Origin of the sequence: Pseudomonas sp. Irchel 3E19, from assembly GCF_900187585.1 — a bacterium.
GTDB lineage: Bacteria > Pseudomonadota > Gammaproteobacteria > Pseudomonadales > Pseudomonadaceae > Aquipseudomonas > Aquipseudomonas baetica.
Genome location: NZ_FYDT01000014.1, coordinates 64,148 through 75,926 on the forward strand (window position 1 = coordinate 64,148; position 11,779 = coordinate 75,926).

The window sequence follows — 11,779 nt, forward strand, 5'->3', positions numbered from 1 at the left end:
GCCACCTTAACCCTTTTTCCGAGAAGTGCCAATGGTTCTTGCGAAGGTTTCTCTGTTTTCGGGATCGGCGGTGTGACGGTTCGTCGCCAAAGCCCGTATTTCATGGGTGTTCGGCGAGAATTGCACCGCGCACTTTGAACCCGGCGGCGCGCCCGGTAAGATGCCGGACAGAATTTTTCCACCTCGCTATTCAGGACACCCGCCATGAGCATCAAATCGGACAAGTGGATTCGCCGCATGGCGCAGGAACACGGCATGATCGAACCGTTCGTCGAGCGTCAGGTGCGCGGCAGCGACGACAGCCGGGTGATCTCCTACGGTGTGTCGAGCTACGGCTACGATGTGCGTTGCACCAACCACTTCAAGGTGTTCACCAACATCAACTCAGCCATCGTCGACCCGAAAAACTTCGACGCCGGCAGTTTCGTCGACATCCACAGCGACGTCTGCATCATCCCGCCGAATTCCTTCGCACTGGCCAGCACCGTCGAATATTTCCGTATTCCGCGCAATGTACTGACCATCTGCCTGGGTAAAAGCACCTACGCGCGTTGCGGCATCATCGTTAACGTCACCCCGCTGGAGCCTGAGTGGGAAGGCCACGTGACTCTGGAATTCTCCAACACCACCAACCTGCCGGCGAAAATCTACGCCAACGAAGGCGTGGCGCAGATGCTTTTCCTCGAATCCGACGAGGAATGTGAAGTCTCCTACAAGGATCGTGGTGGCAAGTACCAGGGCCAGCGTGGCGTCACTCTGCCGCGTACCTGAGTCGTCCATCCGGCAATTGTCGGGAATTCTTTGGCGGGCAGACACTCTATGGGGTGTACTGCCCGTTTTTGCTCGTGCCGAAACGGGCCTTCGCCGAGGAGTGCCCTATGAAGATCGATCCGCATATCAGTGCCGAACTGGCAAGGCTTGAGCCCAATCAGATTGGCGTTTTAGCCTGGTCCTTGCTGGCACACCCGTCCATCAGCATGGCTGGCGGAATACCCGGTCAACCTGACCCCGATACCCCCAACGAACAACCGGTCGAGCCGGGTGAACCGACCCTTCCCGACGAGCCGCCACCGGTGCCTGTGGCCTGATCCCGATGGGCAATGAATGGCCAGTCAGTTGAAGTCCGCCAAGACTTCAACTGACTGGCCATATTTGGTTATCGCCAATGACAAAAATCCTGCAGCTCTCTTCGTGATCGACCGGATAACCGCCGGTAAACGCGCCAAACGCCGGCATCAGGCTGATGCGCTCGCCGAGCCTGAAGCACGCCAGACGCAAACTCTGCCGCCCCTTGCCATGCAGTCGATAGACCGGGTGCACATGACCGGCCAACACATGCCTTTCAGCATGGGGGTCAGGCTCGTGCTGCAAGGCGAACGGTCCTAGCAGCAGCGGCTCCGGTACCACGCGAATATTTAACGAGGCCGGCGGGTCGCCCGCGCGTTTGTCGTGATTGCCACGAATCAGCGTCATCGGCAGATCGGCGTGGCGCGATCGCCATTCAGACAGCGCGCTTAAAGTGCCCGCCGCATGCGAGCCGGGCCCATGCAGGAAGTCGCCCAGAAATATCAGTTGTCGGCAGGGCAGTTTCGCCAACAGCCGATCGATGACCGCGATATTGCTCGTCGTGGTGCCTTGTGGGACGGGTTGGCCGAGGCGGCGATAGGCAGCCGCTTTGCCGAAATGCACGTCGGCGATCAGCAACGCCTGCTGTTCGGGCCAATACAGGGCTTTTTCCGGCAACAACCAGAGTTCCTCGCCAGCCAGGCGTACCGGGTAGGGCGCGTTCATGTGCGGTTCGCCTTGTCGGCGGATTTCTCCAGATCACCGACCATCCGTCTGATCCGGTCGGCGAGTTTTTCCGAGCTCATGCTTTCGCGCATGCGCTCCACCAACAGCGGGAAGCCTAGCGGTGTAGGACGTTTGATTTGATGCACATCCAGTCTCATCCGATTTATGTGCTCCAGTGTCTGTTCCAGTCGGCGAATATCCAGTTCTTCCCGTAGGACTTCTTCCCCGGCCTGCGCTAGCAGCAGGTTGCCTGAGTCATATTGTTTGAACACTTCGAAGAATAAGCCGCTGGAGGCCTGCACCTGTCGGGTGCTTTTCGGTGCGCCGGGGTAGCCGGCGAATACCAGCCCGGCAATCCGCGCGATTTCCCGAAAACGCCGTAGCGCCAGTTCTCCAGCATTAAGGCTGGCCAGGACATCGCGCAAAAGGTGATCGGGGCTGAGCAGTTCGGCATCGAGCTGTTGCGACCAGTCCACCGGCGTGGCGCTGAGTAACTCCAGACCGTAATCGTTGACCGCAATCGAGAACGTCACTGGCTGACGCTGGCTGATCCGCCATGCCAGCAGACTCGCCAGCCCCAGATGCACCTGACGCCCGGCAAACGGGTAGAGGAAAAGGTGCCAGCCCTCGCGGGATTTCAGCACCTCGGCCAGCAGGTTGTCGGTGGTGGGCAGGCCAGACCCGCGCGCCTGGGTTTCCAGCAATGGTCGCAACGCCTGCATTTCCGGGCCGACGAACTCACCCCGCGCGGCGTCGGTAAACCGTGTCACCACCGCTTCGGCCAACTCGTTGGAGAGCGGCATGCGTCCGCCATTCCAGCGCGGTACGGCGGCTTTTTTCGCGGTGCTGCGTTTGACGTACGCGGTCATGTTTTCCACCCGTACCAGCTCCAGCAAACGCCCAGCGAAGAGAAAACCATCGCCCGGTTTGAGGCGCGCGATAAAGCCTTCCTCGACGCTGCCCAACTGCTTGCCACCGCCGCCCTTGCTCCAGAACTTCAACTGGATGCTCGCGTCGCTGACGATGGTGCCGATGCTCATGCGATGGCGCCGGGCCAGCCGTGCATCGGGCACGCGCCACACACCATGCTCGTCCGGTTCGACCCGGCGATAATCCGGATAGGCCGTCAGAGACATCCCGCCATGGCGTACGAAAGCCAGCGCCCAAGCCCAATCCGCGGCTGTCAGGTCACGATAGGCCCAGGCTCCGCGGACTTCTTCGTACAGCTCATCGGGTAAAAATCCGCCGCCCAGCGCCATGCTGACCAAATGTTGTACCAGCACATCCAGCGGTTTGTGCGGCGACCGGCGCGGTTCGATGCGCCGTTGCTCGACGGCATCGCGGGCAGCGGCGGCTTCGATCAGCTCAAGGCTGTGCGTCGGCACCAGCGTGACCCGCGAGGTACGCCCCGGTGCATGGCCAGAACGCCCGGCGCGCTGCATCAAGCGCGCTACACCTTTGGCCGATCCTATTTGCAGCACGCGTTCCACCGGCAGGAAGTCCACCCCCAGATCGAGGCTCGACGTGCACACCACGGCTTTCAAATGCCCATCCTTCAACGCCTGCTCCACCCAGTCTCGGGTATCACGGGACAGCGAGCTGTGATGCAAGGCGATCAATCCGGCCCAGTCCGGCCGTGCCTCAAGCAGCGCCTGATACCAGATTTCCGACTGTGCTCGAGTGTTGGTGAACACCAGGCTGCTGGCGCAGGCATTGAGTTCGGCGACCACTTGCGGCAGCATCTTCAGACCGATATGCCCGGCCCATGGAAAGCGTTCGATGGTGGGTGGGAGCAGGGTGTCGACCTTCAGGGATTTTTCGCTCTGGCCCTGAATACTTACGCCGCCGCCCTGTGGGATCAGCACCTGTTGGGCGTGGGATTGATTACCGAGTGTCGCGGAAACGCCCCAGACGATCAGTTCAGGTTGCCAGTGGCGCAGGCGGGCGAGCGCCAATTGCAACTGTACGCCGCGTTTGTTGCCGAGCAACTCGTGCCATTCGTCCACCACGATCATGCGCAAGGTCGACAACGCAGTGTGAGCATCGGCGCGGGCGAGCAGCAGCGTCAGACTTTCCGGCGTGGTGATCAGTGTGGTCGGCAGGCGCCGGCTCTGGCGCGCACGTTCGCTGCTGCTGGTGTCACCGGTGCGCAGGCCGATGCTCCACGGGAGCTGCAAGTCATCGACGGGCGTTTGCAGGGCGCGCGCGGTGTCGGCGGCGAGGGCGCGCATGGGGGTGATCCATAACACCGTCAGCGGGTCGGTAACCGGTTTGCGTTTGCGCGATGTTTCAGCGACGGGAACTGATCGGGCGAAGCGATTGAGTGCGGCAAACCACACCGCATAGGTTTTACCGGCGCCGGTGCTGGCGTGCAGCAGTCCTGATTCGCCGTTCTTGACGGCGGCCCAGACCTGTTTCTGGAAGGCGAACGGCTTCCAGGCGCGGGCGCTGAACCAGGTTTTTGCGAGGTCAGGGGATTTCGCCATGCGGGCTGCGCGCGCTCTGGAGGGGTTATTCCAGTGACCGCAGTGCCCACTGACAAGTTTAATTTCGTCAGTAGATGAATATCCTTGTGGGAGCGAGCCTGCTCGCGAAGACGTTGTCACATTCAACATCATCGTTGACTGACAGACCGCTTTCGCGAGCAGGCTCGCTCCCACAGATTTTATCTGTGCAGGTTACTTCAGGTTGCCGCTAAGAAATTGCTTCAGGCGCTCACTCTTTGGATTGCCTAGCACATCCTCTGGCGCGCCTTCTTCTTCCACCAATCCCTGGTGCAGAAACAGCACCTGGCTGGAGACCTTGCGCGCGAAGCTCATTTCGTGAGTCACCATGATCATGGTCCGGCCTTCCTCGGCCAGGCCCTGAATCACCCGCAACACTTCACCCACCAGTTCCGGATCCAGCGCCGACGTCGGCTCGTCGAACAGCATGACTTCCGGCTCCATCGCCAACGCTCGGGCAATTGCCACGCGTTGCTGCTGGCCCCCGGAGAGAAACGCCGGGTACTGATCCGCTACACGCGCCGGCAAACCGACCTTGTCCAGATAGCGCCGCGCGCGATCCTCGGCTTCCTGTTTGCTGCAACCCAACACCCGGCGCGGGGCCATGGTGATGTTTTCCAGCACGGTCATGTGGCTCCACAGGTTGAAGTGTTGGAACACCATGGCCAGGCGGGTGCGCAGGCGTTGCAGTTCATCGGGGTCGGCGACGTGCATGCCGTGGCGGTCGGTGATCATGCGGATGGCCTGGCCATCGAGGCTCATGGCGCCGTCGTTGGGTTGTTCGAGAAAGTTGATACAGCGCAAAAAGGTGCTTTTACCCGAGCCGCTGGCGCCGATCAGGCTGATCACGTCGCCGGTCTTGGCCTTGAGCGAAACGCCTTTGAGCACCTGATGGTCGCCATAGCTTTTGTGCAGGCCTTCAACGGTCAGTTTGTACATGGGACAGACATCCTCAAGGCGAAAGTAGATAGCCGGTGCGATAGGCTTCGGTGCCTGCAACATGGGCAATCACCATGCCGGCCGTGGCCATGCGCCGTAGCGAACGGGCATACATCAGGCCGGCAGTGGTGCAATGAATGGGCGTGACCCGGTCGTTGATCGGGTCAATGATTTCGGCGATCTGCTGGCCGGCTTCCAGGTGTTGTCCCGCCGTGGCGGTGTACACCAACAGGCCGCCAACCGGCGTGGTCACCGGTTCCACCCCGGCTAGGGGCGTGGCCGGGAAGGGGAGCGGTGGCTGCGGTTTGGTTTCGCCGACGATCGCGTCGAACTGGATCAGGTAGTCGAGCAGCGCCTGACAGTCACGACTGGCCATCGGGTGGGTGACATCGCCCTGGCCGCGCAACTCGACGGTCACCGAGAAACTGCCCAGCGGAATCTCGAATTGTTCGCCAAAGCGCTCCTTCAGTTGCCACCACAGCAACGTGAAACATTCATCGAACGACTGCCCGCCGGAATCGGTGGCCAACAGGCTGGCCTGCGAGCCGATGTAACGCGCCAGCGGCTCGACCTGCGGCCACGCTTCGGGCGTGGTGTAGAGGTGAACCACCGATTCGAAATCGCAATGCAGGTCCAGCACCATGTCCGCATCGCAGGCCAGCCGTTGCAGGGTCAGGCGCTGGGATTGCAGTTGGGTGCTGGCGGTCTGGCGTGCGAGGGCATGGCGCAGGCGGGTGCGGATCAGTTCGAGGTTGCGCTGCGGGTCATCGCCCAGCTTGCCCTCGATATCGTTGCCGATCTCTTCGCTGAGGTCGACGAACCAGCGGTTGAAGTTCTGCCCGCTTTCCAGTTCGTAACGGCCCAGCGGCACGTCCATCAACACTTGTTCCAGGCCGACCGGGTTGGCCACCGGTACCAGGACGATCTCGCTGCGCAGGCGCCCGGCGGCTTCCAGCTTCGCCAGACGCTGCTTGAGGTGCCAGGCGACGAGCATGCCCGGCAATTCGTCGGCGTGCAGTGACGACTGGATGTAGATCTTGCCTTTAGCCTGCTCCGGGCCGAAGTGAAAACTGTGGATCTGTCGTGCGGTCCCCGGCAGCGGGGCCAGCAGGTCATGGATCTGGTGTCGCATTACAAGGTTCCTAGTGAGTCGGCCCGAGGAAGGCCAGCCATCGGCGTTCGGCGAGGCGGAACAGGCCGACCAGCGCGAAGGTAATGGTCAGGTAGATCAGCGCGGCGATACCGAACGACTGAAAGGTCAGGAAGGTCGCCGAGTTGGCGTCCCGGGCGACTTTCAGGATGTCGGGGATGGTCGCGGTGAAGGCCACGGTGGTCGAGTGCAGCATCAGGATCACTTCGTTGCTGTAGTAAGGCAACGAACGGCGCAGCGCCGAAGGCATGATCACGTAGGCATACAGCTTCCAGCCCGTCAGGCCGTAAGCCTTGGCTGCTTCGACTTCGCCGTGGTTCATGCTACGGATAGCCCCGGCGAAAATTTCCGTGGTGTAGGCGCAGGTGTTGAGGGCGAAGGCGAGGATCGTGCAGTTCATCGCATCGCGAAAGAAACTGTCGAGAATCGGCTGCGCGCGTACGGCGGCGAGACTGTAGATGCCGGTGTAGCAAATCAGCAATTGGATATACAGCGGGGTACCGCGGAACAGGTAGGTGTAGAACTGCACCGGCCAGCGCACGTAAAAGTGCGACGACACACGGGCGATCGACAGCGGAATCGAGACCAGGAAACCGATGAAGATCGACGCGCTGAGCAGCCACATCGTCATCGCCAGCCCGGTTATGTTGTTGCCGTCGGTGTAAAGGAAGGCCTTCCAGTATTCTTGCAAGAGTTCGATCATCGTACGGCCTCCCGCGCACCGGCGGCGTAGCGACGTTCAAGCCAACGCAAAATGAAGTTGGAAGCACTGGTGATCAGCAGATAGATCAAGGCAGCGAGAACCAGGAAGTAGAACAGCTGATAGGTGCTTTTACCGGCGTCCTGCGCGGCCTTGACCAGATCGGCGAGGCCGATGATCGACACCAGCGCGGTGGCCTTGAGCATCACCATCCAGTTGTTGCCGATGCCCGGCAGGGCGAAGCGCATCATTTGCGGGAACACCACGAAGCGAAAGCGCTGGCCGCGTTTGAGGCCGTACGCGGTCGCGGCTTCGACCTGACCGCGCGGCACCGAGAGGATCGCGCCACGGAACGTTTCAGTGAAATACGCGCCATAAATGAAGCCCAGGGTCAGCACCCCGGCACTGAACGGGTCGATCTCGATGTATTCCCATTCCATGTAATCGGTGAGCGAGGTCAGCCAGGTTTGCAGGCTGTAGAAAATCAGCAGCATCAGCACCAGATCCGGCACCCCGCGAATCAGCGTGGTGTAGACCTGGGCAGGCAGGCGCACCAGTTTGACTTTTGACAGCTTGGCACTGGCGCCGAGCAGGCCGAGCAACACGGCCACCAGCAGCGACAACGCCGATAATTTGATGGTCATCCAGGTGCCTTCCAGCAGCAACGGGCCAAAACCCTTGAGGCTGAAGGCGGATAGCCCCAGATTTTGCAGGAGGTTTTCGAACATAAATCAGCAACCTGAGCGGATGGAAAAGGCGCCCATCGAGGATGGGCGCCGGGGCATTATTTGCCGCTGTACAGATTCAGATCGCCAAAGTGTTTCTTCTGGATGGTGGCGTAGGTGCCATCATCGTGTAACGCTTTGATACCTTTATCCAAAAGCGCCTTCAACTCAGTGTTACCTTTCTTAATACCGACAGCGGTTTTGGCCGGCAGCAATTCGCTGTCGACTGGCTGGCTGACTTCATAGTCGGCGCCCTTTGGCGACTTCAAAAAGCCCAGTTCGGCTTGCAGCATGTCCTGGATGCCGGCGTCGAGACGGCCGGAGGTCAGGTCGGAATACACCTGGTCCTGGTTCTGATAGGCCTGGGTTTTCACGCCGGCCTTGTCCAGTACGGCTTTGGCATAGGCTTCCTGAATGGTGCCTTGCTCGTAACCGACGGTTTTTCCTTTCAAAGACGCAACGTCAGCGGTGATCCCCGAGCCTTTCTTGAACACGTAAGCGGTCGGGCCGGAGAACAGCTCGCTGGAGAAGTCGATGACTTTTTCGCGGGCCGGGGTCACGGTCATCGACGAGATCACACCGTCGAACTTATTGGCTTTGAGGCCCGGAATCATGCCGTCGAAGTCACTTTCGACCCACTTGCACTTGACCTTCAGTTCGGCGCAGATCGCGTTGCCCAAGTCGATGTCGAAGCCCACCAGGTTGCCGTCGGCCGCTTTCGACTCAAACGGTGCATACGAAGGGTCAACGCCAAAGCGCAGCTCTTTGTATTCCTTGGCCAGCGCGGAACCGGCGGCCATGCACAACGCCAGTGCAGAAAGGGTCAGCAATGCTTTTTTCATTATTCAATCCCTAAGAACCAATATGAGCGCTTGTGGCGCAGAATTATTGTTACTGGAACGCGTACGACCTATAGAAAGTAGCAATTTCCGAACCAGAGTCCCGAACAAGTGTTTTAAAAGGTTGGTGCAGCGACTGGATGAGCGAATGAGTGCCCGTAAACGGGCACTGAAAAAGGCTTGCACTGATATAGAGCTGATCGTTCCCACGCTCTGCGTGGTAATGCCTCAACGGACGCTCTGCGTTCGGCTCTGGAAGGGACGCGAAGCGTCCCGGGCTGCATTCCCACGCAGAGCGTGGGAACGATCAATGTCCCGGAGATTGGGTTCAGGCCAGAAGATCCTGCAATGTGGCAAGGCTATCTGCCTCTTCCACGGTTTTATCCTGCCGCCAGCGCAGCATCCGCGGGAAGCGCACGGCGATTCCGCTCTTGTGCCGGCGCGAGAGGGCGATGCCTTCGAAGCCCAATTCGAATACCAGGCTCGGTGTCACACTGCTGACCGGGCCGAATTTTTCCACGGTGGTCTTGCGCACGATGCTGTCGACCTGACGCATCTCTGCATCCGTCAGCCCGGAATACGCTTTGGCAAACGGCACCAGTGCGCGTTGGCTGGATTCGGGCGGACCGTCCCACACCGCAAAGGTGTAATCGCTGTACAGACTGGCGCGACGGCCATGCCCCCGTTGCGCGTAAATCAGCACCGCATCAACGCTGAACGGGTCGACCTTCCATTTCCACCACACGCCCATGTCTTTGGTGCGACCGACCCCGTAGAGCGAGTCGCGGGCCTTGAGCATCATGCCCTCGACGCCCAGACGCCGGGAGGCTTCGCGTTGGCGGGCGAGGTCGAACCAATCCGTACCGGACAGCACCGGGGAGGGCAGCAGCACCGGACTGTTGCACCGGGCGATGACGTCTTCCAGTTGCGCGCGGCGCCTGGCTTGCGGTTGATTGCGCCAGTCTTCGCCCTGCCATTCCAGCAGGTCGTAGGCGAGCACCACCACTGGTACGTCCTCGAGGATTTTCTTGTCGAGGGTTTTGCGGCCGATGCGTTGTTGCAGCAAGGCGAACGGTTGCACCGCCGGCGGTTCGGTGGATTGCGGATCAAAGGCGTCTTCGGTGCGCGGCTGGGTGCTTTTCCACACCACGATTTCACCGTCGATCACCGTGCCATCGGGTAAGCCGTGCACCAGCACACCGAGTTCAGGGAAGCGCTCGGTGACCAGTTCTTCACCGCGCGACCATACCCACAACCGGCCGTCACGTTTGACCACTTGCGCGCGGATACCATCCCACTTCCACTCCACCTGCCAATTGCTCGCCGGGCCGATCAACGCTTCAAACTCCTCGACCGGTTGCAACAAGGCGTGTGCGAGGAAAAACGGGTAAGGCTGGCCACCACGCTGGGAATGCTCATCAGCGGACTCCGGGGCGATCAGCTTCAGATAACTGGCGGCGTTCGGCCGATTGGACAGGTCGGTGTAGCCCACCAGTCGTTGCGCCACGCGCTTGCTGTCGAGGTCGGCCATCGACGCCAATGCGCGGGTCACCAGCAGCTTGGATACGCCGACGCGGAAACTGCCGGTGATCAGCTTGATACACAGCATCAGGCTCGGCCGATCCAGTTGCGCCCACAGCGCGGGCAATTGACGCGACAGGTACTCCGGGGTTTCACCGCGCAACGGCAGTAACTTGCCTTCGATCCATTCGGCGAGCCCGGCGCTTGAGCTGTGCGGGTTATCCGGCAGCACCAACGAGATCGTTTCCGCCAGATCGCCGACCGCCTGATAACTCTCCTCGAACAGCCACGGCGTCAGGCCGGAGACCTCGACGGCCAGCTCGCGCAAGACCCGCACCGGCACCAGTTGCCGTGGCCGACCGCCGGACAGAAAGTACACCGCCCAAGCAGCGTCCTGGGGGGCGGCCTGTGCGAAGTAATGCTGCATCGCGGCCAGTTTGGCGTTGCTGGACGTTGTGGCGTCGAGTTCGGCGTACAACTCGGCGAAGGCTTTCATGCGCGCATCTCGGCGATGGCCGGTTCGGCGGCGATGTTTTCTTCTTCGTCATCGCCGTATTCGGTGTTGAAGCCCTGAGCATCCAGCCCCTGTTCGCGCAGGTGCCGTACGAGCACGCCAATCGAACCGTGGGTGACCATCACCCGTTCGGCGCCGGTCTGGTTGATCGCCCAGAGCAGGCCGGGCCAGTCGGCGTGATCGGACAGCACGAAGCCACGGTCGACGCCGCGCCGCCGCCGCGTACCGCGCAAGCGCATCCAGCCGCTGGCGAAGCCGTCGCTGAACTCGCCGAAACGACGCATCCAGCTACTGCCCCCAGCCGACGGCGGGGCGATAATCAGGGCTTGTTGAATAATCGGGTCGTTCTTTTTCAGATCACCGGCATAGATCGTCGGCGGAAGATACACGCCGGCGTCGCGATAAACCCGGTTCAACGGCTCGACCGCGCCGTGGCTAAGGATCGGGCCAAGGGTTTCGTCGATGCCGTGGAGAATTCGCTGGGCTTTGCCAAACGAATAACAGAACAACACGCTGGCCTTGCCGGCGGCGATGTTGGCTTTCCACCACTCGTTGATCTCACTGAACACTTGCGCCTGCGGTTGCCACCGGTAGATCGGCAGGCCGAAGGTCGATTCAGTGATGAAGGTGTGGCAGCGCACCGGCTCGAAGGGGTCGCAGGTGCCGTCGGGCTCGATTTTGTAATCGCCGGACGCGACCCAGACTTCGCCGCCGTATTCCAGACGTACCTGAGCCGAGCCGAGGACGTGGCCGGCAGGGTGGAAACTCAAAGTGACGCCATGGTGCGTCAGTCGTTGGCCGTAGGCGAGGGTTTGCAGATTGATGTCCTGGCCCAGGCGTGCGCGCAGAATCCCTTCGCTGGCGCTGCTGGCCAGGTAATGCTGGTTGCCGGTGCGGGCGTGATCGCCGTGAGCATGGGTGATCACCGATCGCTCGACGGGGCGCCAGGGGTCGATATAGAAATCCCCGGCGGGGCAGTACAAACCTTCCGGGCGGGCGATGACAAGGTCCATGTCGTTACCAGAAATGGGGGGCTTGTTAGCTATGAGGTTGGCGCTGGCCTGGAAGTTCTATCAATTATGTTCAGGACGGCACA

The 11,779-nt window shown here is 60.8% G+C and carries 11 protein-coding genes; 2 read left to right on the forward strand and 9 right to left on the reverse strand.

From position 1 onward, the window contains the following. The first annotated feature begins 204 nt into the window (after positions 1-204). Complete coding sequence (dcd, locus tag CKW18_RS11610) at positions 205-771, forward strand: dCTP deaminase (protein WP_007904652.1); 567 nt, start codon at positions 205-207, stop codon at positions 769-771. A gap of 107 nt (positions 772-878) precedes the next feature. Beyond that, positions 879-1,088, forward strand: a complete 210-nt coding sequence (locus tag CKW18_RS11615; protein WP_095188921.1) for a hypothetical protein — start codon at positions 879-881, stop codon at positions 1,086-1,088. Between the two features lie 46 nt (positions 1,089-1,134). On the opposite strand, the gene pdeM is transcribed toward CKW18_RS11615, so the two are convergent. From pdeM to CKW18_RS11660, 9 genes are all read right to left on the reverse strand, one after another. Then, the gene (gene pdeM / locus CKW18_RS11620) at positions 1,135-1,791 is read right to left on the reverse strand and encodes a ligase-associated DNA damage response endonuclease PdeM (protein WP_095188922.1); all 657 of its coding nucleotides are present in this window, start codon (positions 1,789-1,791) and stop codon (positions 1,135-1,137) included. After that, complete coding sequence (locus CKW18_RS11625) at positions 1,788-4,277, reverse strand: ligase-associated DNA damage response DEXH box helicase (RefSeq protein ID WP_095188923.1); 2,490 nt, start codon at positions 4,275-4,277, stop codon at positions 1,788-1,790. The genes pdeM and CKW18_RS11625 overlap by 4 nt, the downstream gene beginning before the upstream one ends. Positions 4,278-4,469: 192 nt before the next feature. After that, positions 4,470-5,234 carry an ABC transporter ATP-binding protein gene (locus CKW18_RS11630; RefSeq protein WP_095188924.1) on the reverse strand — a complete coding sequence of 255 codons (765 nt, stop codon included), beginning with the start codon at positions 5,232-5,234 and terminating at the stop codon, positions 4,470-4,472. 13 nt (positions 5,235-5,247) lie between these two features. Further along, positions 5,248-6,366, reverse strand: a complete 1,119-nt coding sequence (locus tag CKW18_RS11635) for a succinylglutamate desuccinylase/aspartoacylase family protein (RefSeq protein WP_095188925.1) — start codon at positions 6,364-6,366, stop codon at positions 5,248-5,250. A gap of 10 nt (positions 6,367-6,376) precedes the next feature. Continuing rightward, positions 6,377-7,087 (reverse strand): ABC transporter permease, encoded by a 711-nt coding sequence (locus CKW18_RS11640; protein WP_095188926.1) that lies wholly within the window; start codon positions 7,085-7,087, stop codon positions 6,377-6,379. Beyond that, positions 7,084-7,812, reverse strand: a complete 729-nt coding sequence (locus CKW18_RS11645; RefSeq protein ID WP_095188927.1) for an ABC transporter permease — start codon at positions 7,810-7,812, stop codon at positions 7,084-7,086. The genes CKW18_RS11640 and CKW18_RS11645 overlap by 4 nt, the downstream gene beginning before the upstream one ends. A gap of 56 nt (positions 7,813-7,868) precedes the next feature. Then, a complete protein-coding gene (locus CKW18_RS11650; protein WP_095188928.1) occupies positions 7,869-8,651 on the reverse strand; it encodes a transporter substrate-binding domain-containing protein in 783 nt (260 codons plus the stop codon). Between the two features lie 325 nt (positions 8,652-8,976). After that, positions 8,977-10,665 (reverse strand): ATP-dependent DNA ligase, encoded by a 1,689-nt coding sequence (locus tag CKW18_RS11655; protein ID WP_095188929.1) that lies wholly within the window; start codon positions 10,663-10,665, stop codon positions 8,977-8,979. Beyond that, entirely contained in the window at positions 10,662-11,696 is a 1,035-nt protein-coding gene (locus CKW18_RS11660) for a ligase-associated DNA damage response exonuclease (RefSeq protein ID WP_095188930.1), read from the reverse strand. Before CKW18_RS11660 ends, CKW18_RS11655 begins: the two co-directional genes overlap by 4 nt. Between the last annotated feature and the right edge of the window lie 83 nt (positions 11,697-11,779).

Bases quoted from the DNA above. Each gene is read 5' to 3' on its own strand.
- dcd (WP_007904652.1), top strand. From the start codon at position 205: ATGAGCATCAAATCGGACAAGTGGATTCGCCGCATGGCGCAGGAACAC.
- CKW18_RS11615 (WP_095188921.1), top strand. From the start codon at position 879: ATGAAGATCGATCCGCATATCAGTGCCGAACTGGCAAGGCTTGAGCCC.
- pdeM (WP_095188922.1), bottom strand. From the start codon at position 1,791: ATGAACGCGCCCTACCCGGTACGCCTGGCTGGCGAGGAACTCTGGTTG.
- CKW18_RS11625 (WP_095188923.1), bottom strand. From the start codon at position 4,277: ATGGCGAAATCCCCTGACCTCGCAAAAACCTGGTTCAGCGCCCGCGCC.
- CKW18_RS11630 (WP_095188924.1), bottom strand. From the start codon at position 5,234: ATGTACAAACTGACCGTTGAAGGCCTGCACAAAAGCTATGGCGACCAT.
- CKW18_RS11635 (WP_095188925.1), bottom strand. From the start codon at position 6,366: ATGCGACACCAGATCCATGACCTGCTGGCCCCGCTGCCGGGGACCGCA.
- CKW18_RS11640 (WP_095188926.1), bottom strand. From the start codon at position 7,087: ATGATCGAACTCTTGCAAGAATACTGGAAGGCCTTCCTTTACACCGAC.
- CKW18_RS11645 (WP_095188927.1), bottom strand. From the start codon at position 7,812: ATGTTCGAAAACCTCCTGCAAAATCTGGGGCTATCCGCCTTCAGCCTC.
- CKW18_RS11650 (WP_095188928.1), bottom strand. From the start codon at position 8,651: ATGAAAAAAGCATTGCTGACCCTTTCTGCACTGGCGTTGTGCATGGCC.
- CKW18_RS11655 (WP_095188929.1), bottom strand. From the start codon at position 10,665: ATGAAAGCCTTCGCCGAGTTGTACGCCGAACTCGACGCCACAACGTCC.
- CKW18_RS11660 (WP_095188930.1), bottom strand. From the start codon at position 11,696: ATGGACCTTGTCATCGCCCGCCCGGAAGGTTTGTACTGCCCCGCCGGG.